This window comes from Nocardioides currus (genome assembly GCF_003057875.1).
Taxonomy (GTDB): Bacteria; Actinomycetota; Actinomycetes; order Propionibacteriales; family Nocardioidaceae; genus Nocardioides; species Nocardioides currus.
This window is the reverse complement of the sequence record NZ_PYXZ01000008.1, coordinates 15847-36535: the sequence shown is the minus strand read 5'-3', so window position 1 is coordinate 36535 and position 20689 is coordinate 15847. Positions and strand designations below refer to the sequence as shown.

Here is a 20689-nt window from a genome sequence, read left to right as displayed (position 1 = left end):
GTGACCGCCTCCCACGCCCGCGTGACCGGTCGGGTGCAGGGCGTGTCGTTCCGCTGGGCCACGGCGGAGAAGGCCCGCGACCTCGGCGTCACCGGGTGGGTCCGCAACGAGCCCGACGGCTCGGTCGAGCTGCACGCCGAGGGCAGCCAGGACGCGGTCGACGCCCTGGTGGAGTGGTGCCGCACCGGCCCCGCCCTCGCCCGGGTGCGCGACGTCGCGGTGCGCGAGGCGACCGAGACCGGTGCGACCTCGTTCGAGGTGCGTCACTGACCGTGCGGGTCAGTCGCCGAGCTGCCAGGACCTGACGGCTGCCGCCAGCGCGATCGCGAGCACCACCAGCGCCGCGACCAGGGCGGCCCGGGCGGCGACCTCGGACGAGGCGACGGACAGCGACGCCTGGTAGACCGTCATCAGCAGTGCCGCCCCCAGTGCCGAGCCGATCCGCTGGCCGGTCTGCAACGCCCCACCGGCCGCACCGCCCATCTCCGGTGGGACCTGCGCGAGGCTCAGGGTGAAGTTGGGGGAGATGACACCGCCACCGCCCACTCCGGCGAGGAACATCGCGGGCGCGAGGGTCCACCAGAGGTGGTCGGGCTCGGAGGTGACCAGCCAGGCGGACAGCGCCGTGCCGGTCATCATCACCGACAGCGAGATCAGGGTGACGCGACGCCCGAGCCGGCCCACGAGGCGACCCGCCAGCAACGACGTCGTCGCCGCGCCCACGGCGAAGGGGGTGGTGAGCAGTGCGGTGCGCAGTGCCGAGAACCCGACGCCCTCCTGGAGGTGGACCGACAGCACGAGGAAGATGCCGGTGAACCCGGTGAAGTAGAGGGTGCCGACGAGCAGGCCGTTGGCGTACCCCGGCAGGCTCCGCAGCAGCGACACGTCCAGCAGCGGCGGATGCCCGCGGCGGACGGTCGCACGTTCCCAACGGACGAACGCCCACGCCAGCGGCGGGAAGGCGAGGGCGATGGCCAGGGTCCAGCCGACGCCGCCCTCGAGGTCGATCAGGGGATAGAGCACCGCCACGACGGCGAGCCCGAGCAGCAGGGCGCCGGGCACGTCGATGCGTTGGTCCTGCTCCTCGTCGGGGTCGGTGACGTTGGCCGGCACGAGGCGGCGTACGAGCACCAGCGCGACCACGCCGATGGGCACGTTGACGAGGAACAGCGAGCGCCAGCCGTTGTCCTCGCCGAGCAGGCCGATCAGTGTGCCGCCGATGAGGGGGCCGGTGGCCGAGGCGACGGCCACGGTGAAGCCGAACATCCCGAACGCCCGGCCGCGCTCCTCGCCGCGAAACAGCTGCTGGATCAGACCCGAGTTCTGGGGGGTGAGCAGCCCCGCGCTCGCGCCCTGGGCCAGGCGCGCGACCACGATCAGCCCCGCACTGGGCGCCAGGCCGGCCGCTGCGCTGGAGACCACGAACCCGACCAGCCCGATGGTCATCATCCGCCGCCGGCCGTGCGCGTCGCCGAGGCGCCCGCCCGCGACCAGGGTCATGCCGAAGGCCAGCGCATAGCCGGAGACGACCCACTGGACGGACGCCGCCGAGGTGTCCAGCGACGCCCGGATCGAGGGGATGGCGACGTTGACGATGGTCACGTCGAGCAGGGACATGAAGCCGACCAGCAGCGAGACCATGAGGATGCGCCAGCGCCGGGGGTCGGCGGACTGCTCGTGCGGGGTCATCGCCGCCACCCTGTCACCCGGCCAAGGGCGGGAGCGTCGAGGTCCAAACTCGAGTGACCCGGTCGACTATGGTGGGGCCATGACGACCGTGACGGCGCTGCCACCGACCTACGACGACGTCGAGGTCGTGGTGCCCGCGCCGGGCGAGGGCCCGGGCAACTGGGCCGGCGCCGCGAGCGCGGTGCTCGCCGACGGGGTCATCTGGCTGACGTGGCGGGTGCGCCGGCCGCTCACGGACGGTCGGGGCGTCTCGGTGGTCGTCGCCCGCTCGGACGACGGCGTGAGGTTCGTGCCGGTCACCGCGGTGTCCCGCGAGGCCTTCGGGGCGGAGTCCTTCGAGCGACCGGTGCTCGTGCCGCTGCGCGAGGGTGGGTGGCGGCTCTACCTCTCGTGCGCCACGCCCGGCTCGAAGCACTGGTGGGTCGACAGCCTGACCGCCGACACGGTCGAGGAGCTCCCGACCGGCACCCGGAGGCTCGTCCACGAGGGCGACCGCGACACCGCCGTCAAGGACCCGGTGATCACCGTCGGCGACGACGGCTACGAGATGTGGCTGTGCTGCCACCCGCTCGACGAGGCCGGCCACGAGGACCGGATGACCACGCGGAGGCTGACGAGCGGCGACGGGCTGGAGTGGGAGGACCACGGCCAGGTGCTCGCCGGGCGCGAGGGGCAGTGGGACGCACGGGGGGCTCGCGTCACCGCGGTCCTGCCGGGCGGGACCGTCCTGTACGACGGCCGTCCCGACGCGGAGTCGAACTGGTTCGAGACGACGGGGGTGGCGCACTGGGACGGCGAGGCGCTCACGCGCGCCGCCCAGCCCCCGATCTCCTCACCCCACTCCGACGGCGCCTTCCGCTACGCCACCGCCGTCCCGCTCCCCGACGGGCGCGTCCGCTACTACGTCGAGGCCGCGCGCCCGGACGGGGCGCACGACCTCGTCACCTGTGTGCGCTGAGCTGGGTGACGGTCGCAGCCCGCTCGGAGAAGGAACCCCGGCTCTCGCGCGAGAGCCAGTCGCCGAAGTCCTGGCCGGTGAGCCGACCGAGCAGGGCGATGTCGTCGGCGAACGCGTGCTGCATGCGTTCGCGCTGGTCGGCGCGCAGCCGCGGCCGGTGCGCCTCCCCGCGCTCGCCGAGCAGCGAGATGAACGACGGGTGCAGGACCCGCCACACCTGCGGCGGTGCGAACTGACCGAGCCGCGCGCCCCCGCGCACGACCGGGCCGGCCAGCCGGGGCCGCCACCCGGGGTGGACGAAGCCGCGTGAGTTGTCGCGCGGGATGTGGTCGACCAGCCCCTCCCGGATGCCGAGGAAGCGGCTGACGCGGTCGACCGCCGAGCGCGGGTCGTCGACGAGGTCGCGGTAGCGCAGGACCAGGACCCGCTCGGGATCCACGTGCCGGTTCAGGTGCTCCAGCTGCTCGCCGTACCTCCCGAGGTCGCGGTAGCGCCAGAACGGCGCCCATCCCGCCCGCACCCGCTGGTCCTGGCGGGCGAAGGCGGTCTCGAAGTCGGACTCGGGCTCGAGCCCGTCGGACCACAGGTGCATCCAGTTGCTGTAGGCGCGGTCGATCGGGTCGCGGACCACCGCGATCAGCCTGACGTCGGGGAGGGCCTCGCCGATCCGCCGGTGGGCGCCCCGGCTCCAGAGGTAGAACGGCGTGCTCTCGCCGCGCACCTGGTCCTCGCGTGCCTGCGAGAACAGCTCGGCGTAGTCGTCCTCGCGCCAGATCCACTCCTGCTGCGAGTGCTTGTCGCCCGGACCGCACCACGCGGGCGGCGGCTCCCCGTCGCAGAGCCAGAACTTGGGCTCCTTGGGGGAGGAGACGAACACGTCCGGGTGCTGGGCGAGGGCCGCGTGCAGGGCGGTGGTGCCGGCCTTCGGGGCGCCGATCACCAAGAAGTCGGGTCGTGGTGCACGCGTCATTGAGCCTCCCGCCGGACGAATAGTGCTGTAAGTACACTAAATCAGGCGAGTACGATCCGACTAGTCCGAACGTGCACCGGGTGTGGCCGCCCGGACGATGTGGACGGCCCGCGGTCCCGGCAGGATTCGTGGTGGGCCTCCCGGACCCGCACCACCCCTCCCTATCGACTTCCCGGCCACGTCACGGGGGAACGTGGCCGGGATCTCGTGGACGTCGACTGGGACCTGGTCCCCTCCGGCTCCGACAATGGGCAGATGTCCGCCCCTGTCACCACCTCCGTCACGCGCCACGTCGACCCGACCCGCACCAGCGAGATGCTCGCGTGGGTCCAGGCAGGTACGTCGCTGGCCGAGCGCTTCGACGGGTTCCTGGGCAGCGGCTGGGTGCGTCCGTCGGAGGAGTCGCCCGAGTGGCACATGCTCTACCGCTTCGCCGACGCCGACGCGCTCGCCGTGTGGGAGGCCAGCCCGCAGCGCGCCTGGTGGCTCGAGGCGGCGCAGGGTCGGATCGAGGCCACGCGGGTCGAGCGGCGTACGGGGATCGAGGGCTGGTTCGACGAGCCGACCACCGTCGAGGCGACCGCGACCAGCGCGGCTCCCGTGGCTCCGCCGCGCTGGAAGCAGATGGTGACGATCTTCCTGGTGTTCTTCCCGCTCAGCCTGGTCGCCAACGCGCTGATCGCCCACAGTCCGGTCGTCGACTGGCCGCTGCCGCTGCGCGTGCTGCTGACCGTGGCCGTGATGACGCCGCTGATGACCTACGTCCTGCTGCCGTGGATCACGCGCAAGATGGCGTGGTGGCTGCACCGTTAGGCTCGGCGCGTGGCCGACTTCAACATCCCCGATGCCCCCGCCATCGCCGGCACCACTCACCTGCACTCCGGCAAGGTGCGCGACCTCTACCGCGTCGAGGAGGGGGAGCACGCCGGCCGGCTGCTGATGGTCGCCAGTGACCGCATCTCGGCCTACGACTTCGTGCTCGACACCACCATCCCCGACAAGGGCGAGATCCTGACGCGGATGTCGCTGTGGTGGTTCGACCAGCTCCGGGGCCTGATCGCCAACCACGTCGTGTCGACCGACGTGCCGGACTCCGTCGCCGGGCGCGCGGTCGTGTGCGAGTCGCTCGAGATGTATCCCGTCGAGTGCGTGGCGCGTGGCTACCTCACCGGGTCCGGCCTGCTCGACTACCGCCGCAGCGGCGAGGTCTGCGGCATCGCCCTGCCGGCCGGCCTGATGGACGGCTCGCGACTGCCGGAGCCGATCTTCACGCCGGCCGCCAAGGCCGCCGTCGGCGACCACGACGAGAACGTCGACTACGAGGCGGTCGTCGAGGCGGTGGGCGACGACGAGGCGGCCGAGCTGCGGATGCTGACCATGGAGGTCTACGAGCACGCGCACGCGCTCGCCCGCAAGCAGGGGATCCTGCTCGCCGACACCAAGCTGGAGTTCGGCGCCCGGCCCGACGGCACCACCGTGCTCGCCGACGAGGTGCTGACCCCCGACTCCAGCCGCTTCTGGCCGGCCGCGCAGTGGCAGCCCGGCCGGGCGCAGGAGTCCTACGACAAGCAGATCGTGCGCGACTGGCTGACGTCGCCGGCGTCCGGCTGGGACCGCGCGAGCGGCGACGCGCCGCCCGCGCTGCCGAGCGAGGTCGTCGACCGGACCCGCGCGCGCTACGTCGAGGCCTTCGAGCTGCTCACCGGGGAGACGTTCTGAGCCCCCGGCGGTTCCGCGCCAGCGTCGACTTCGCCGTCGCTCCCGCGGTGGCCTTCGACTACCTCGGCGACCCTCGCAACCGGCCGGAGTGGCAGTCGTCCCTGCTCTCGGTGACGCTGCCCGAGCGCGCCGCCGAGCCGCACCTGGGTCTCGCCTGGCGCGAGACCACGATGGTCGGGGTGCGCCCGCGGATGGAGATCACCCGCTTCGAGCGACCCACGGCCTGGGCCGAGGTGGGTCGCTGGCGCGGCGTCGAGGCGACTCTGGTGCTCGCCTTCGAGGAACGTCGATCCGGCTGCCGGGTGATCGCCGAGGGCGAGATCTCCGGGCGAGGTGCGTACGCCGTGCCCGCCGCGGTCGCCGGACGGCTGGCGGGCCTCGCGATCGGCGCCGACCTGCGCAAGGCGGCCCGGATCCTCGGCTCCCGCTGATCCTCGACCGGTTCCCCGGTGCTGGGTAGGTTGACGCCCATGACCTCCCTCGCGTCGCTCCTCGAGAAGTCCGCCGCCGCCTATCCCGAGCGGGAGGCCGTCGTCCTGGGGGACACGCGGCTGACCTACGCGCAGGTCGACGGCGCCGCCAACCAGGTCGCCAACCTGCTGGTCTCGCGCGGCATCGAGCCGGGCGACAAGGTCGCGCTGAGCTGCCCCAACCTGCCCTTCTTCCCGATCGTCTACAACGGCATCCTCAAGGCCGGGGCGACCGTCGTGCCCCTCAACGTCCTGCTCAAGGGCCGGGAGGTGGCCTACCACCTCGCCGACTCCGAGGCGAAGGCCTACTTCTGCTTCCAGGGCACCGACGAGCTGCCCATCGGCGCCGAGGGCCACGCCGGCTTCGAGCAGACCGACTCGTGCGAGACGTTCTTCATGATCACCGTCGACCCGGCCGCCGCGTCGCCGATCGAGGGCACCGAGACCCTCGGCCAGGGCATGGCCGGCCAGGCGCCGACCTTCGAGACCGCCGAGGTCGACGACGACGACACCGCCGTCATCCTCTACACCTCCGGCACCACCGGCCAGCCCAAGGGCGCGGAGCTGCGCCACCGCAACATGCTGTCCAACGCGCTGGCCAGCGACGCGCTCTTCGGCGCGAACGCCGACGACCCCGACACCTACCTGTGCGTGCTGCCGCTGTTCCACTCCTTCGGCCAGACCGTGATCATGAACGGCGCGTTCGCCTTCGGCGGCACCGTCGTCATGCTGCCGCGCTTCGAGGCCGACCCCGCCCTCAAGACGATGGCCAAGGAGGAGGTCACCTTCTTCGCCGGCGTCCCCACGATGTACTGGGGCCTGCTCGGTGCGCTCGACGACTCCGGCGTCGACGCCAAGGCGCTCGCCGCCAACCTGCGCGTCGCCGCCGCCGGCGGCTCGGCGCTGCCGGTCGAGGTGCACAAGGAGTTCGAGAAGCGCTTCGGCGTCACCATCCTCGAGGGCTACGGCCTGTCCGAGACCTCCCCGGTGGCCAGCTTCTCGCCGTACGGCGAAGAGGTGCGCGTCGGCTCGATCGGCGTCCCGATCCCGGGGGTCGAGATGCGGCTGATCAGCCCCGAGCCGGGCGACTGGGCCGATGCGGACGGCGAGATCGGCGAGATCGCCATCAAGGGCCCGAACATCATGAAGGGCTACTACAACCGGCCGGACGCGACCGCCGACGCGATCCACGACGGGTGGTTCCGCTCGGGCGACCTGGGTCGCAAGGACGACGACGGCCACTACTACATCGTCGACCGCTCGAAGGACATGATCATCCGCGGCGGCTACAACGTGTATCCCCGCGAGATCGAGGAGGTGCTCCTGACCCACCCGGGCGTCAGCCTCGCCGCCGTGATCGGCGTGCCGCACGAGAGCCACGGCGAGGAGATCAAGGCCGTCGTCATCCGCAACAAGGAGACGGAGCTGACTGAGGACGAGCTCGTCGAGTGGGGCAAGGAGCAGATGGCGGGCTACAAGTACCCCCGCATCGTGCAGTTCGTCGACGAGCTGCCGATGACGGCCACGGGCAAGATCCTCAAGCGCGAGCTGAGCTGAGGTGCGCCCGCTCTTCGTCGTCCTCGGCGCGCTGCTCGTCGTCGTCGGCGGCGTGTGGACCTTCCAGGGGCTCGGCTACATCGAGGGCAGCCCCATGACGGGGGTGACCACATGGGCCACCATCGGTCCGATCGTGGCCGGCCTCGGCGTCGCCCTGGTGATCGTGGCCCTCAGGCGCCGCGACAGTTGAAGGACGAACTGGTCTAGTCCCCGGCGGATTCGGGGGACGGACGGCGCGCGGGCCGCCACCATGCCTCCATGAATCTCGCCTCCTCCCGGCGCCTGCGAAGCGCCGCTCTCGCCACGTCCGCCACCGCGCTCCTGGTCGTCGGCACGGCCGTCCCGGCCAGTGCGACGGTCAACATCTTCACCGGCGGCTACATCACCAGCGACGGTGCCGCCGACAACATCTCGGTCACCTGCACGGCCGGCAAGCTCACGGCCAACGCCCTGACGGCCAACGAGCTGTGCGCCGACCTCACCAGCATCTACGTCTCGCCGGGGGCGGGGGTCGACACCGTGACCCTCGCCGCCCTGACGCCGGCCCAGCTCCCCCAGCTGACGGGCGTCAACGTCGACACCGAGGACAGCTACCCCTACGAGGCCGACGTCGTCACCGGCTCCGACCTCGCAGAGAGCTTCAACGGCGACGACGCCGACACCATCAACGCCGGGAACGGCAACGACATGATCAAGGGCGCCAACAGCGCCTCGGGCGGGGCCGGCGACGACTCGTTCATGGAGATCAGCGGGCTCGCCTCCGGTGGCACCGGCGACGACCGGTTCATCCAGTTCACCTCCGCCGGCGGTATCGACGGCGGCCCGGGTCTCGACTCGTGGGAGCTCGACTTCGACCAGTCGACCCTCGGCTACGCCGCCGCCTCCATCAGCTTCGCGATGTCCGACAGCGGCCTGGTCGTCGACATCGCCGGCGACACCTACCCGCCGCAGACGGTGAGCGCCAGCGGGCTCGAGCAGACGTACGTCACGCTCCTGCGCGAGGGCAGCCAGAGCTACGACGGCTCGGCGTTCTCCGGGTCGCAGCACGTGCGCGGCATGGCCGGCCCGGACGTCGTCAGCGGCGGCGCGGGGGACGACAACCTCTCCGGCGGCTCGGGCGACGACACCGTCACCGGTGGCGCCGGGACCGACTCGCTGTTCGGCGGTGAGGGCAACGACACGATCCAGGCCCGCGACGGCGTGGCCGACCGCATCGACTGCGGCGCCGGCTCGGACGCGGTCGTGGCCGACGCGGTCGACGTGGTCGTCAACTGCGAGAGCGTGGACCAGCCGGCCCCGCCGGCGCCCGTCACCCCGCCGGCGCCTCCCGCCCAGGTCGTCCTCGTGCCCGTCGTGCCGGTGACCGACGCAGTCGCGGGACCGGCCAAGGTCGCGAAGGGCAAGACCGCGTCGTTCACCTTCGCCTCCTCGACCGCGGGCGCGACCTTCCAGTGCCAGCTCGACAACGGCGCGTGGAAGACCTGCGCCTCGGCGTACAAGCTGAAGACCAAGAAGCTCTCCGTCGGCAAGCACACGCTGCTCGTGCGCGCACTCCTCGGCGGTGCCGCCGACGCGACGCCCACGAAGAAGACCTTCAAGGTGGTCAAGGGCTGAGGCTGGCTCCGGGTCGTCGGGGGACTGCGAATAGGATCGATGCAGCAGTTCCCCGACGCCTGACCCCTTGCACAGGAGCGCCCGTGGCCCGATACGTGGTCGATGTCATGCCCAAGCCCGAGATCCTCGACCCGCAGGGCAAGGCCGTCCTCGGCGCCCTGCCGCGCCTCGGCTTCGCCGGCGTCGTCGAGGTGCGCCAGGGCAAGCGCTTCGAGGTCGAGATCGAGGGCGACGCGACGCCCGAGTCCCTCGCCGAGGTCGAGCAGATGGCGCAGACGCTGCTCTCCAACCCGGTGATCGAGGACTTCGAGGTCCGCACCGCATGAAGGTCGGCGTCGTCACCTTCCCCGGCTCGCTCGACGACGTCGACGCGCGTCGGGCCGTCACCTTCGGCGGTCACGAGGCCGTCGCGCTCTGGCATGGCGACCACGACCTCCAGGGTGTCGACGCGGTCGTGCTCCCCGGCGGCTTCTCGTACGGCGACTACCTCCGCTGCGGCGCCATCTCGCGCTTCTCCCCGGTGATGACCGAGGTGATCGAGGCGGCGGGTCGCGGGATGCCCGTGCTCGGCATCTGCAACGGCTTCCAGATCCTCTGCGAGTCGCACCTGCTCCCCGGCGCGCTGATCCGCAACGACCACCGCAAGTTCAACTGCGTCGACCAGCGCCTGCGCATCGAGAACACCTCGACCCCGTGGACCTCGGCCTACGAGCAGGGCGCCGAGGTGACGATCGTGCTCAAGAACGGCGAGGGCGGCTTCGTCGCGTCCGAGGACGTGCTCGACCAGCTCGAGGGCGAGGGCCGCGTCGTCGCGCGCTACCTCGGTGACAACCCCAACGGGTCGCTGCGTGACATCGCCGGCATCAGCAACGAGCGCGGCAACGTCGTCGGCCTGATGCCGCACCCCGAGCACGCGGTGGAGGACCTCTGCGGACCCGGCACCGACGGCCTGGGCTTCTTCACCTCGCTCGCCGCGGTCGCGTTCGCGTGAACGGACTGACGCCCCGCCGCCTCTTCCGCGCGCTGGCGGTCGCCGAGGCGATCACCTGGGCACTGCTGCTGGCCGGGATGTTCCTCAAGTACGTCACCGAGACCACCGAGCTCGGGGTCCGCGTCTTCGGCATGGTCCACGGCGTCGTGTTCATCGCCTACTGCTTGGTGACCGTGGTCGTCGCGGTCGACCAGCGCTGGTCGACCGGCCGGACGCTGCTCGGCCTGGCTGCCGCGATCCCGCCGTTCGCGACCCTTCCCTTCGAGGTGTACGCCGATCGCCGTGGCCTGCTCGGCAGTGACTGGCTCTCCCGGCCGGACAGCCCGGGCTCCCTCCAGCGCCTGGTGGCGTGGCTGCTGGCGCACCTGCGCCTCGCGATCACCCTGCTGGTGGTCGCGGTGGCCGTGCTCACCGCCGGAGCGCTGGCCGTGGGTCCGCCCGCCGGCTGAGGCAGGCCGGCCTCAGAACCGGCCCTTGGCCAGCGCTTCCCACGTGGCGGCGTCGGTCGTACCGGTGGCGGCCGCGCCGACGCGCGCCTGGTAGGCGAGCAGCGCGGCTCGCGTGGCCTCGTCGAACGCGCCGGTGACGGCCACCCGCTGGCGGGCCGCCGTGAGGGAGCGCTGCAGCCGCGACACCGCCGGGCCGGTGGCGCCGACCGCGAGCGCGGGCCGGTCCTGGCCGGCGAGGAGCGCCACCCAGTTCTTGCGGCGCCAGGTGCTGGTTGGCTTGAAGCCGCGCGACTTCATCCACGCGATCGCACCCTTGCGGGTCGCCCGGTCGTAGACGCCGTCGAGCTTGCCGACGTAGCGCTTCTTCTCCTTGAGCAGGCACTGCAGGGCGAGCGTGCGGGTCTTGCTGGCCGCCCGCGGCTTCAGCGTGTAGTAGGTCGGGAAGTCGACCCGGGTCCCGCCGCAGTGGGTCTCCGGGGCGGGCGCGGCCACGGGCGTCGGCGTCGGGGTGGGCTCCGGCGGGGGCGCGGCGGTCGTGGGCGAGCCGCTCAGCTCGAGGTAGTTGGTGTCGATGTTGATGGTGACGCCGCCCCAGGTCTCCTTGTGGCCGCCCTTGAACTGCTTCATCCGGCCACCGGGACGCCAGCCGTCCTCGCCGATGTAGCTCGTCGAGGTGTTGGCGATGCCGTCCCAGCGCGCGATCCAGATCCGGTCGGGCAGCGCGAACTGGCCGGGGCGGCTGATGCGCGCGTCGTCGAGCATCTTGATGCCCGAGCTGGCGCTGGAGTAGAAGCCAGCGACGTAGCCCAGCTCCTTGGTGCGGGTGACCCATGCGCTGACGAACGCCAGGGCCGACTCGCGGCAGCTGGTGTTGCCGAGGTCGAAGGCCTCGAGGTCGTACCACAGCGTGCTGCCCGGGCCGATCCCCAGCGCCGTGGCGTCGGTGACGTTCTTGCTCGCCTCGACGACGCCCTGCGCGCGGGCGTTGGCGTAGCTGCCGGTCGGCGTCGGGTCGATCGTGAAGTCGTCCTTGTAGCGCGGGAAGCGGTCGAGGCAGGAGGCCTGCGGACCGAGCGCGATGGGGAGGAGGCGCCAGCCGCGCGAGACCTGCGTCGCGACCCAGGTCGGCGAGAGGTTGGGCTGCGTGCGGCAGGCGCGCGAGTCGCCGGAGATGTAGATGCCGACGGCGCGGTACGGCGAGGAGGTGATCCACGCGTCCATCGCACTCTGCGTCGGCGCCACGCACTGGTCGAACCCGAGTCCGGTGAAGTCGCCCGGGGTCGAGGCGGCGACCATGGCGGCCTGCGCGCTGGAGAGCTCGGCGACGTCGCCGCTCGGGTCGCCCGACCCGGACGTCAGGGTGGAGACGCCGACGGCGAGGGCGAGCAGTGCGGTGCCTGAGGCGATGGCCAGTCGGCGCATGGTCGTGACTCCAGGTGTCGGGGAAGACGGGTCGCGAAGGGTCACCCTACGTCCCACCAGTCCCATTCGTCACACGAACGGCGGACGCGGGGCCAGCCGCCCGTCCCGGGGCCAGTAGATTGACGCCCGTGTCCGAGACCGATCACTCGCCCCGCACCTCCACCCTCGACACCGTCGCCGTCGCCTCCGGCGACCCGGAGCGTGACCAGCCCTGGGCCGACCTCGGGCTGAAGGTCGACGAGTACGCCCGCATCCGCGAGATCCTCGGGCGTCGCCCGACGAGCAGCGAGCTCGCGATGTACAGCGTGATGTGGTCGGAGCACTGCTCCTACAAGAGCTCCAAGGTCCACCTGAAGCAGTTCTCGGAGATCCCGCAGGAGACCCCGGTCGGCAAGATGCTGGCCGGCATCGGCGAGAACGCCGGCGTCATCGACATCGGGCAGGGCTACGCGGTCACCTTCAAGGTCGAGTCCCACAACCACCCGTCCTACGTCGAGCCCTACCAGGGTGCGGCCACCGGCGTCGGCGGCATCGTCCGCGACATCCTCGCCATGGGTGCGCGTCCCGTCGCGGTGATGGACCCGCTCCGCTTCGGCCCGCTCGACGCCCCCGACACGCACCGCGTGCTGCCGGGGATCGTCGCGGGCGTCGGCGGCTACGGCAACATGCTCGGCCTGCCCAACATCGGCGGCGAGGCCGTCTTCGACGAGACGTACCTCGGCAACCCGCTCGTCAACGCGCTCTGCGTCGGCGTGCTGCGCCACGAGGACCTCCACCTCGCCAAGGCCTCCGGCGTCGGCAACCAGGTCATCCTGTACGGCGCCCGCACCGGTGGCGACGGCATCGGTGGCGTCTCCGTGCTGGCCAGCGAGACCTTCGACGCGGACGGCCCGGCCAAGCGGCCCAGCGTCCAGGTCGGCGATCCCTTCATGGAGAAGCTGCTCATCGAGTGCACCCTCGAGATCTTCGCGGCGGGCCTGGTCGCCGGCATCCAGGACCTCGGCGGAGCGGGTCTCTCGTGCGCGACCTCCGAGCTCGCCAGCGCCGGCGACGGCGGCATGCACGTCGAGCTCGACCGGGTGCCGCTGCGCGACTCGACGCTGGCGCCCGAGGAGATCTTGATGTCGGAGTCGCAGGAGCGGATGATGGCGGTCGTCGAGCCCGGCGACGTCGACGCCTTCATGGCGATCTGCGCGAAGTGGGACGTCGAGGCCGTCGTCGTCGGCGAGGTCACCGACACCGGCCGGCTGCACATCGACTGGCACGGTCAGCGCGTGGTCGACGTCCCCCCACGCAGCGTCGCCCACGACGGACCCACCTACCAGCGGCCCTTCGCCCGCCCGTCGTGGCAGGACGCGCTCCAGGCGGACGGCGCCGACTCGCTCGCCCGGCCGACGACCGGGGACGAGCTGCGCGACACGCTGCTGCGCCTCGTCGCCAGCCCCAACCTGTGCGACAAGGCGTGGATCACCGACCAGTACGACCGCTACGTCCGCGGCAACACCGTGCTGTCCCAGCCCCACGACAGCGGCATGGTGCGCGTCGACGACGAGACCAACCTCGGCGTCTCGGTGGCCACCGACTGCAACGGCCGCTTCGCCAAGCTCGACCCCTATGCCGGCGCCCAGCTCGCGCTCGCGGAGTCCTACCGCAACGTCGCCACGGGTGGCGCCCGGCCGCTCGCGATCTCCGACTGCCTCAACTTCGGATCGCCGGAGGACCCCGACGTCATGTGGCAGTTCGCCGAGGCCTGCCGCGGGCTCAAGGACGCCTGCGTCGAGCTCGGCATCCCCGTCACCGGCGGCAACGTCAGCCTCTACAACCAGACCGGCGAGACCGCGATCCTGCCCACCCCCGTCGTGGCCGTGCTCGGGGTCATCGACGACGTCACCCGTCGCACCCCGACCGGCTTCGTGGCCGAGGCCGAGCGGGTGTTCCTGCTGGGCGAGACCCGCGACGAGCTGTCTGGCTCGGAGTGGGCCCACGTCGTGCACTCGCACCTCGGCGGACTGCCGCCGACCGTCGACCTCGCGGCCGAGCGCGCGCTCGCCGAGCTGCTCGCCGACGCGTCACGCGACTCGGTGGTCACCAGCGCCCACGACCTGTCCGACGGCGGCCTGGCCCAGGCGCTCGCTGAGTCCACCTTCCGCCACGGCATCGGCGTCTCGGTCTCGGTGGCCGACGTGGCCGGCGGCGACGCCTTCGTGGCCCTCTTCTCGGAATCCGTGGCGCGCGCCCTCGTGACCGTGGCCGACGACGATGCCGACCGGCTCGTCGAGCTGGCCCACCGGCACGGCGTTCCGCTGACCCCGATCGGCCGGACCGGTGGCGAGGTCATCTCCGTCGAGGGCTCGTTCGAGGTCGGAGTCGCCGAGGCGAAGACCGCCTGGAGCGCCACCCTCCCCGCAGCGCTCGGCTGAGCGGGGCCACGGATGGCCGGCCTGACGCGACGTACGGCCCTCGCCGCCGCCGGACTCCTCCCGCTCGCGGCGGCCTGCACCAGCAGTGACGACACGAACGGAGACGCACCCGTGACACGCGACGACCAGCAGGATGGGCCGACCCGCATCACCTACGGCGACGACGAGTCCCAGTGGGTCGACCGCTACGACCCGGTCGGGACGAGCCGCGGCACGGTCGTGGTCGTCCACGGCGGGTTCTGGCGCTCGGCGTACGCCGCCGACCTCGGCGCACCCCTTGCCGCGGACCTCGCGTCGCGCGGCTGGACGGCGCTCAACGTGGAGTACCGCCGCGTCGGCAACGGCGGCGGCTTCCCGAGCACGTTCGACGACGTGCACGCGGCCATCAACCTGGTCGAGGGCGACGGCCCTGTCGTCACCCTCGGGCACTCCGCCGGCGGCCACCTCGCGACCTGGGCCGCCGCCCGGCTTCGCTTCGATGAGTGGTCCGAGGGCGTCGCGATCACCCACGTGCTGTCGCAGGCCGGCGTCGTCGACCTGACGACGGCGTACGAGGAGAACCTCGGCGACGGCGCGGTCGCCGCCCTCATGGGTGCCGGACCCGACGACCCGTCCTACGACCTCGCCGACCCGATCCGCCACGTGCCGCTCGACGTCCCGGCCTGGTGCCTGCACGCACCCGACGACACGAGCGTCCCGATCAGCCAGTCCGAGGCGTACGTCGCCGCGGCCACCGACGCCGGCGCGGACGCGCGGCTCGTCGAGGTCACCGGCGGCCACTTCGAGCTGATCGACACCAGCACCGACGCCTGGCGGACGATCCTCGGCATCCTCGACGGGGTCAGTCCGGCAGCAGGCTGATCTTCTGCCAGATCTTGCGCGACATCCCGGTGGTCAGCGTCTCGATCGTGCTCACCGTGTCGAGCACCAGCGGGTCGCGTGACTCCTCGGCGCACAGTGCGGCGACCTTGCCGATCAGGCTGAGGAGCTCGGAGCAGTAGTCGAGGTAGTGCTCCATGCCGGAGCGGTCGAGGTCGAGGTCCGGGGACGCCGACGTCGTCACGAAGTCGTCGCGGAGCCGCTCGGGGTCCTTGGTCAGCTGGTGCATGTCGACGATGTGGGCGAGCGAGCGCAGCCGGTGCAGGAGGCCGAGCAGCTGCCCGCGCTCGATCCGGTTGGGCAGGGCGTGCAGGAAGAAGACCGCGATCGCGACGAAGACCAGGTCGTTGATCGCGCTCTCGATCAGCGGCAGCCAGTCGACCGACGAGTCCACGCGGCCGGCGTCCTGCATCGCCAGCACCAGCGCCGCCACGGTCGCGAGCACGACCAGCCCGACCCCGATCCGCGAGGCGAGCCGCACCCACCGCAGCCGGGCGCGGCTCGACGCCGCCCCGGACGACACGTCCTCGGCCAGCCGCGTGAGCTCGACCGCCACCCGGGTCAGACCGCGGGTGGGGAAGCGGGTCGCGATCCGGGTGCTGAGGGTCTCGACCGTCGCCCGCACGGCGCTCGCCGACAGGCGCTCCAGCGACGGGTCGTCCCTCATGCCGGTCAGACTAGGGTGCAGCCGTGCCCGTCCGACTCCGCCCTGCCGACCCGATCGCGGTCGCCGACGCGCTGGAGCGGCGCACGCCCGCCGACGACAAGCTGCTGACCAAGCACTTCCTGGCCGTCCTCGCCGACCGGGCGCCCGGCAACTCCGTCGAGGTCCGCGTCCCGCCGTACGCCGCGGCGCAGGTCATCCCCGGTGTGCGCCACACCCGCGGGACCCCGCCGGCGGTCGTGGAGACCGACGCCGCGACGTGGATCGCGCTGGCCACCGGCGAGATCGACTGGACCACGGCCATCGGGACCGGGCGGGTCGTCGCCAGCGGCGAGCGCACCGACCTGACGACCTACCTGCCCCTCACCGACCCTGGCATCGACCCTGGCATCGACACGGAGGACCACCCGTGATGGACATCCGCTCCCTCGGCTTCCGCACCGACCTGCGCCTGCTCGAGATGACGGGCAGCGAGATCGAGGACCGCGGCACCCACCTCGTGATCCGCACCCCGGCCAACCCCACCTACTTCTGGGGCAACTTCCTGCTCCTCCGGCAGCGCCCGGTCCCCGGTGGCGAGCGCGAGGTGATCGGCGCGTTCCGCACCGAGTTCCCGCAAGCCGAGCACGTCAGCATCGGGATCGACGGCACCGACGACCAGACCGACCTGCTCCAGGGCTTCGTCGACGCCGGCATGGAGGTCGACTGCGGCACCGTGCTCACGACCGGCGAGCTCGTCGAGCCGCGACCCGTCGCCGAGGGCGTCGTCATCCGGGCGCTCGAGAGCGACGACGACTGGGAGGGGCGTGCCGTGCTCAGCCGCCACCTCTGGTCCCAGACGGACGAGGACACGTTCATGACGTACGCCCGTCGCAAGAACGAGCAGGAGCGCGCACTCGTCGCCCAGGGCGTCGGCCAGCGCTTCGGGGCCTTTGTCGACGACACCCTCGTCAGCACCGCAGGGATCTTCGTCACCCACGCCGGGCTCGCGCGCTACCAGAGCGTCGAGACCCACCCCGACCACCGCCGCCAGGGGCTGGCTGCGGCGGTCGTGCACGCCGCCGGGGCGCACGCGCTGGCGACGTACGGGCTCGAGACCCTGGTGATCGCCGCCGACACCGACGGCGACGCGATCCGGATCTACCGCAGCCTCGGCTTCACCGACGCCGAGCGTCACTGCACGCTGGAGCTCCGCCCCGACGCCTGGGCCTGACCGCCCACGGCCGCGACCACGTCGGCCACGACCTGCTCGCTCGTCACCGTGCGGGACCCGGCGTCGTAGGCCGCCGACCCGACTGTGCTCGCCGACGCTGCCTCCGCCGGCGCCCGCAGGTGGACCTCGCGGCAGCCGGTGGACGACAGGACCGCCGCGACGTTGGCGGGCCGCACACCACCGGCCACGACGACGCGCAGGCGTTGGCCCGCGCCCCGCACCAGCCGCGACAAGGCGTCGAGGTGGTCCACCGCCGGGCCGTCGCCCCCGGCGGTGAGGACGCCGTCGATCCCGAGGTCCACGAGTCGATCGAGCAGGCGCTGCGGGTCGTGGCCGGCCGCGAGCGCGGTGTCGAAGGCCTTGTGGAACACCACCGGCCGTGGACCGCACGCCGCGACCAGCCGTGCCAGCACCGCCTCGTCGAGGTCGCCCGACGGCGTCAGGGCGCCCAGCGTGAAGCCGAGCCGGGCGTCGTCGCGCAGCGCCGAGCGGGTCGCGGCGATGTCGTCGAGCATCACGTCCACCTCGGCCCCGGTGGGCACGAAGTAACCGCCGCGAGGTCGCACCAGCACCTGCAGCCCCATCGGCCCGGCCTCGGCGGCGGCGTGGCGCACGAAGCCGACGGTGGGCGTGGTGCCGCCCTCGGAGAGCGACGCGCACAGCTCCACCCGGTCGGCACCACCACGACGGGCCGCCGCGGCACCGCCGACGTCGTCGACACAGATCTCCACGAGGATGGGGGGCATGCCGGACAGCCTGCCTCGGATCGCGGTGTGTGGCATCAGCCTCGAGGCCTCGACCTTCTCGCCCGCGCTGACCACCGCGGAGATGCTCGCCCCACGCTGGGGTGAGGACGTGCTCGCCGCGTGGGAGTTCTGGCGACCGGGCGGCTCGCTGGCCCACCGGGCCGAGTGGATCGGCATCCTCCAGGCACGGTCGATCGCCGGCGGACCGATCCCCGCGCACGACTACGACGCCCTGAAGGCGGAGATCCTCGGCGGCCTCGCCCGCGCCCACGCCGAGCGACCGCTCGACGGCGTCCTGCTCGACCTGCACGGCGCGGCCGCCGTGGTCGGCATGGACGACATGGAGGGCGACCTGGCCCTCGCCGTACGCCGCGTGGTGGGTCCGGACACGCTCCTGAGCACCGGCATGGACCTGCACGGCAACGTCTCGCGCACCCTGGCCGAGACCCTCGACCTCCTCACGACCTACCGGACCGCCCCCCACGTCGACTGGCAGGAGACCAAGGAGCGCGCCGCGGCCAACCTGGTCGACCGGCTGGCGCTGCCGGTCGGGCGTCGTCGTCCGGCCAAGGCGTGGGTGCCGGTCCCGATCCTGCTGCCCGGCGAGATGACCAGCACGCGGCAGGAGCCTGCGGCACGCCTCTACGCGCGCGTCCCCGGGATCGAGGCGCTCGACGGGGTGCTCGACGCCGGCATCTGGATCGGCTACCCGTGGGCCGACGAGCCCCGCAACATGGCCGTGGTGATGGTGACCGGCGACGACGCCGACCTGGTGCTCGAGCAGGCCGTGGCCCTGGCCTCCGAGCTCTGGGAGGCCCGGGAGGAGTTCGGGTTCGCGGCCCCCGTCGGCCAGCTCGACGACGTCCTCGCCGAGGCCCTGGCCAGCACCGCCCGGCCGTTCTTCGTCTCCGACTCCGGCGACAACCCGACCGCCGGCGGGGCGGGGGACGTCACGTGGACGCTGGCCCGACTGCTGGAGAGCCGGGCGCTGCGCGACAGCGGCCTGCGGGCGATCTACGCCTCGATCCCGGACGCCTCGGCGGCGCAGGAGGGCGCGCGGACCGGGGTCGGTGGCACCGTCGACCTCGTCGTCGGCGCCCGGGTCGACGACCGGCCGGCGCCGCCGGTCCGGGTGACGGGGACCGTGACCGCGGTCGAGCGGAGCGAGGACAACCTCGAGGTCGTGGTCGCGACGGAGTCGGTGGACGTGGTCGTCAGCGCCGTACGCCGTCCCTACCACCTGGAGTCCGACTTCACCCGCCTCGGGCTCGACGCGCGCAGGGCGGACCTGGTGGTGGTGAAGATCGGCTACCTCGAGCCCGAGCTGTTCGAGATGGCCGCCGGCTGGCGGATGGCGCTGACGCCCGGCGGCGTCGACCAGGACCTCGCCCGGCTGGGCCACCGGCGCATCCAGCGCCCGATGTTCCCGCTGGATGCCGACGTCGACGCCGTCGACATCCCCGGACGAGCGGTCCTGCTCGCCGGGGACACCGGCGGCGCGAGGGCGCCGGACGCCCTTGGCTAGGGTGCTCGGCATGACGATCGACATCCGCGCCCGCCTCGCCGAAGTCCTGCCCGGGGTCCGCCGGGACCTCGAGGACCTGGTCCGCATCGAGTCGGTCAGCGCCGACCCCGCCCGCGCAGGCGAGGTCGAGAAGAGCGCCGAGAAGACCCGCGACCTCTTCGCCGCCGAGGGCTTCGACGCCGAGATCGTCCGCGCCTTCGACGGCGCCCCGCCCGCGGTCATCGCGAAGAAGGCCGGGCCCGACGGTGCACCCACCGTCCTCCTCTACGCCCACCACGACGTGCAGCCCGAGAACGACCACGCCGACTGGGACTCCGCGCCCTTCGAGCCCACCGAGCGCGGCGACCGGCTCTACGGCCGCGGGGCCGCCGACGACAAGGCCGGCATCGCCGCCCACCTCGGCGCCGTCCGCATCTTCGGCGACGAGCTGCCCGTCAACCTCGTCATGTTCATCGAGGGGGAGGAGGAGGTCGGCTCCGACACCCTCGTCGACCTGCTCAACGCCCACAAGGAACGCCTCGCGGCCGACGTCATCGTGATCGCCGACTCCGGCAACTGGGACATCGGCGAGCCCGCCCTCACGACCAGCTTGCGCGGCCTCGTGCGCATGGACGTCGAGGTCCGCACCCTCACCCACGCCGTCCACTCCGGCATGTGGGGCGGCCTCGCGCCCGACGCCATCATGACGCTGAGCCGCCTCATCGCCTCCTGCTGGGACGACGCCGGCAACCTGGTCATCGAGGGCCTGCACGCCGGTCCGGCCGCCGACGTGGTCTATCCCGAGGAGCGGCTGCGGGCCGAGTCCGGCGCGGCCGAGGGCATCGAGTGGATCGGCTCCGGCTCGGCGGTCGAGCGCCTGTGGACCAAGCCCGCGCTCAGCATCACCGGCTTCGACGCCCCCAAGGTCGACGGCGCCTCCAACACCCTCACGCCCGCGGCCCGGGCCCGCTTCAGCCTCCGCGTCGCGCCCGGCGACACCACCGCCAACGCCGTCGAGCGACTCCAGGCCCACCTCGAGAAGCACGTTGCCTGGGGCGCGACCCTCTCCACCGTGGTGGTCGACACCGGCGAGGCCACCCAGATCGACGCGACCGGCCCGGCGTACGACGCCGCGCGGGCCGCCTTCGCCGAGGCCTGGGACGGCACCGCGCCCGTCGACATGGGCGTCGGCGGCTCCATCCCCTTCATCGCCGAGTTCCTCGAGGCGTTCCCGCAGGCCAGCGTGCTGGTCACCGGGGTCGAGGACCCCGACACCCGCGCCCACGGCGCCAACGAGGGACTGCACCTCGCGGAGTTCGAGAAGGTCGTGCTCGCCGAGGCCCTGCTGCTGCGCAACCTGGGGAGCTGACCGGCCCGACCCACGGCGGGGACCGGCGGCCGCGCTTGTACTGTGGCGCACCTCA

Annotated in this window: 22 protein-coding genes; 17 read left to right on the top strand and 5 right to left on the bottom strand. The window is 72.5% G+C overall.

What is annotated here, in order from left to right; translation table 11 throughout:
- Positions 1 to 270 (top strand): acylphosphatase, encoded by a 270-nt coding sequence (locus C7S10_RS16890; RefSeq protein ID WP_108345622.1) that lies wholly within the window; start codon positions 1 to 3, stop codon positions 268 to 270.
- A 9-nt stretch (positions 271 to 279) separates the two neighbouring features.
- On the opposite strand, the gene C7S10_RS16885 is transcribed toward C7S10_RS16890, so the two are convergent.
- Positions 280 to 1689: an MFS transporter gene (locus C7S10_RS16885; RefSeq protein ID WP_108345758.1), complete on the bottom strand. Its 1410-nt coding sequence runs from the start codon at positions 1687 to 1689 to the stop codon at positions 280 to 282.
- A gap of 79 nt (positions 1690 to 1768) precedes the next feature.
- Between C7S10_RS16885 and C7S10_RS16880 the strand changes: the two genes are divergently transcribed.
- On the top strand, positions 1769 to 2647 hold the full coding sequence (locus C7S10_RS16880; RefSeq protein ID WP_108345621.1) for a hypothetical protein: 879 nt from the start codon (positions 1769 to 1771) through the stop codon (positions 2645 to 2647).
- Here C7S10_RS16880 and C7S10_RS16875 read toward each other — a convergent pair.
- Positions 2631 to 3617: a sulfotransferase family protein gene (locus C7S10_RS16875; protein ID WP_108345620.1), complete on the bottom strand. Its 987-nt coding sequence runs from the start codon at positions 3615 to 3617 to the stop codon at positions 2631 to 2633. The genes C7S10_RS16880 and C7S10_RS16875 overlap by 17 nt on opposite strands.
- A gap of 255 nt (positions 3618 to 3872) precedes the next feature.
- Here C7S10_RS16875 and C7S10_RS16870 point away from each other — a divergent pair, with 255 nt between their 5' ends.
- The 9 genes from C7S10_RS16870 to C7S10_RS16830 all read left to right on the top strand — a co-directional run bounded on the left by C7S10_RS16870 (position 3873) and on the right by C7S10_RS16830 (position 10417).
- Positions 3873 to 4430: an antibiotic biosynthesis monooxygenase gene (locus tag C7S10_RS16870; protein ID WP_108345757.1), complete on the top strand. Its 558-nt coding sequence runs from the start codon at positions 3873 to 3875 to the stop codon at positions 4428 to 4430.
- Between the two features lie 9 nt (positions 4431 to 4439).
- Positions 4440 to 5336, top strand: coding sequence for a phosphoribosylaminoimidazolesuccinocarboxamide synthase (locus C7S10_RS16865; protein ID WP_108345619.1), 897 nt, complete (start codon positions 4440 to 4442; stop codon positions 5334 to 5336).
- Positions 5225 to 5767, top strand: a complete 543-nt coding sequence (locus C7S10_RS16860) for an SRPBCC family protein (protein ID WP_279303178.1) — start codon at positions 5225 to 5227, stop codon at positions 5765 to 5767. Before C7S10_RS16865 ends, C7S10_RS16860 begins: the two co-directional genes overlap by 112 nt.
- 39 nt (positions 5768 to 5806) lie before the next feature.
- Complete coding sequence (locus tag C7S10_RS16855; RefSeq protein ID WP_108345618.1) at positions 5807 to 7363, top strand: long-chain-fatty-acid--CoA ligase; 1557 nt, start codon at positions 5807 to 5809, stop codon at positions 7361 to 7363.
- Between the two features lies 1 nt (position 7364).
- Positions 7365 to 7553: a hypothetical protein gene (locus C7S10_RS16850; protein WP_108345617.1), complete on the top strand. Its 189-nt coding sequence runs from the start codon at positions 7365 to 7367 to the stop codon at positions 7551 to 7553.
- 68 nt (positions 7554 to 7621) lie between these two features.
- Positions 7622 to 8977 (top strand): calcium-binding protein, encoded by a 1356-nt coding sequence (locus C7S10_RS16845; protein WP_108345616.1) that lies wholly within the window; start codon positions 7622 to 7624, stop codon positions 8975 to 8977.
- 83 nt (positions 8978 to 9060) lie between these two features.
- Positions 9061 to 9303, top strand: coding sequence for a phosphoribosylformylglycinamidine synthase subunit PurS (gene purS, locus C7S10_RS16840; protein ID WP_108345615.1), 243 nt, complete (start codon positions 9061 to 9063; stop codon positions 9301 to 9303).
- Positions 9300 to 9968, top strand: a complete 669-nt coding sequence (gene purQ, locus C7S10_RS16835; protein WP_108345614.1) for a phosphoribosylformylglycinamidine synthase subunit PurQ — start codon at positions 9300 to 9302, stop codon at positions 9966 to 9968. The genes purS and purQ overlap by 4 nt, the downstream gene beginning before the upstream one ends.
- Positions 9965 to 10417: a DUF3817 domain-containing protein gene (locus tag C7S10_RS16830; protein WP_243395441.1), complete on the top strand. Its 453-nt coding sequence runs from the start codon at positions 9965 to 9967 to the stop codon at positions 10415 to 10417. The genes purQ and C7S10_RS16830 overlap by 4 nt, the downstream gene beginning before the upstream one ends.
- A 12-nt stretch (positions 10418 to 10429) precedes the next feature.
- Here the strand turns inward: C7S10_RS16830 and C7S10_RS16825 are convergent, their stop codons facing one another.
- Positions 10430 to 11839, bottom strand: coding sequence for a glycoside hydrolase domain-containing protein (locus C7S10_RS16825; RefSeq protein ID WP_108345613.1), 1410 nt, complete (start codon positions 11837 to 11839; stop codon positions 10430 to 10432).
- A 128-nt stretch (positions 11840 to 11967) separates the two neighbouring features.
- Between C7S10_RS16825 and purL the strand changes: the two genes are divergently transcribed.
- Together purL and C7S10_RS16815 are read left to right on the top strand one after the other, a co-directional pair.
- Positions 11968 to 14259 carry a phosphoribosylformylglycinamidine synthase subunit PurL gene (purL, locus tag C7S10_RS16820; protein WP_108345612.1) on the top strand — a complete coding sequence of 764 codons (2292 nt, stop codon included), beginning with the start codon at positions 11968 to 11970 and terminating at the stop codon, positions 14257 to 14259.
- Positions 14260 to 14271: 12 nt separating this feature from the next.
- Positions 14272 to 15120 carry an alpha/beta hydrolase gene (locus C7S10_RS16815; RefSeq protein WP_108345611.1) on the top strand — a complete coding sequence of 283 codons (849 nt, stop codon included), beginning with the start codon at positions 14272 to 14274 and terminating at the stop codon, positions 15118 to 15120.
- Here C7S10_RS16815 and C7S10_RS16810 read toward each other — a convergent pair.
- Positions 15101 to 15805, bottom strand: a complete 705-nt coding sequence (locus tag C7S10_RS16810) for a hypothetical protein (RefSeq protein ID WP_108345610.1) — start codon at positions 15803 to 15805, stop codon at positions 15101 to 15103. The two genes, C7S10_RS16815 and C7S10_RS16810, sit on opposite strands and share 20 nt — an antisense overlap.
- Positions 15806 to 15828: 23 nt before the next feature.
- Between C7S10_RS16810 and C7S10_RS16805 the strand changes: the two genes are divergently transcribed.
- The gene (locus C7S10_RS16805) at positions 15829 to 16215 is read left to right on the top strand and encodes a sterol carrier family protein (protein WP_108345609.1); all 387 of its coding nucleotides are present in this window, start codon (positions 15829 to 15831) and stop codon (positions 16213 to 16215) included.
- Positions 16215 to 17015, top strand: a complete 801-nt coding sequence (locus tag C7S10_RS16800; protein ID WP_108345608.1) for a GNAT family N-acetyltransferase — start codon at positions 16215 to 16217, stop codon at positions 17013 to 17015. Before C7S10_RS16805 ends, C7S10_RS16800 begins: the two co-directional genes overlap by 1 nt.
- On the opposite strand, the gene C7S10_RS16795 is transcribed toward C7S10_RS16800, so the two are convergent.
- A complete protein-coding gene (locus C7S10_RS16795; RefSeq protein ID WP_108345607.1) occupies positions 16976 to 17761 on the bottom strand; it encodes a copper homeostasis protein CutC in 786 nt (261 codons plus the stop codon). The two genes, C7S10_RS16800 and C7S10_RS16795, sit on opposite strands and share 40 nt — an antisense overlap.
- Between C7S10_RS16795 and C7S10_RS16790 the strand changes: the two genes are divergently transcribed.
- Both C7S10_RS16790 and C7S10_RS16785 read left to right on the top strand, forming a co-directional pair.
- Entirely contained in the window at positions 17760 to 19286 is a 1527-nt protein-coding gene (locus tag C7S10_RS16790; RefSeq protein WP_165807200.1) for a M81 family metallopeptidase, read from the top strand. The two genes, C7S10_RS16795 and C7S10_RS16790, sit on opposite strands and share 2 nt — an antisense overlap.
- A gap of 10 nt (positions 19287 to 19296) precedes the next feature.
- Complete coding sequence (locus C7S10_RS16785) at positions 19297 to 20634, top strand: dipeptidase (RefSeq protein WP_108345754.1); 1338 nt, start codon at positions 19297 to 19299, stop codon at positions 20632 to 20634.
- Positions 20635 to 20689: the final 55 nt, after the last annotated feature.

Excerpts from the sequence above, each read along its gene's own strand:
- C7S10_RS16875 (WP_108345620.1), bottom strand. The coding sequence starts at position 3,617 with ATGACGCGTGCACCACGACCCGACTTCTTGGTGATCGGCGCCCCGAAG.
- C7S10_RS16800 (WP_108345608.1), top strand. The coding sequence starts at position 16,215 with ATGGACATCCGCTCCCTCGGCTTCCGCACCGACCTGCGCCTGCTCGAG.
- C7S10_RS16885 (WP_108345758.1), bottom strand. The coding sequence starts at position 1,689 with ATGACCCCGCACGAGCAGTCCGCCGACCCCCGGCGCTGGCGCATCCTC.
- C7S10_RS16810 (WP_108345610.1), bottom strand. The coding sequence starts at position 15,805 with ATGAGGGACGACCCGTCGCTGGAGCGCCTGTCGGCGAGCGCCGTGCGG.
- C7S10_RS16855 (WP_108345618.1), top strand. The coding sequence starts at position 5,807 with ATGACCTCCCTCGCGTCGCTCCTCGAGAAGTCCGCCGCCGCCTATCCC.
- C7S10_RS16815 (WP_108345611.1), top strand. The coding sequence starts at position 14,272 with ATGGCCGGCCTGACGCGACGTACGGCCCTCGCCGCCGCCGGACTCCTC.
- purQ (WP_108345614.1), top strand. The coding sequence starts at position 9,300 with ATGAAGGTCGGCGTCGTCACCTTCCCCGGCTCGCTCGACGACGTCGAC.
- C7S10_RS16785 (WP_108345754.1), top strand. The coding sequence starts at position 19,297 with ATGACGATCGACATCCGCGCCCGCCTCGCCGAAGTCCTGCCCGGGGTC.
- C7S10_RS16795 (WP_108345607.1), bottom strand. The coding sequence starts at position 17,761 with ATGCCCCCCATCCTCGTGGAGATCTGTGTCGACGACGTCGGCGGTGCC.
- C7S10_RS16825 (WP_108345613.1), bottom strand. The coding sequence starts at position 11,839 with ATGCGCCGACTGGCCATCGCCTCAGGCACCGCACTGCTCGCCCTCGCC.
- C7S10_RS16845 (WP_108345616.1), top strand. The coding sequence starts at position 7,622 with ATGAATCTCGCCTCCTCCCGGCGCCTGCGAAGCGCCGCTCTCGCCACG.
- C7S10_RS16870 (WP_108345757.1), top strand. The coding sequence starts at position 3,873 with ATGTCCGCCCCTGTCACCACCTCCGTCACGCGCCACGTCGACCCGACC.
- C7S10_RS16790 (WP_165807200.1), top strand. The coding sequence starts at position 17,760 with ATGCCGGACAGCCTGCCTCGGATCGCGGTGTGTGGCATCAGCCTCGAG.
- C7S10_RS16880 (WP_108345621.1), top strand. The coding sequence starts at position 1,769 with ATGACGACCGTGACGGCGCTGCCACCGACCTACGACGACGTCGAGGTC.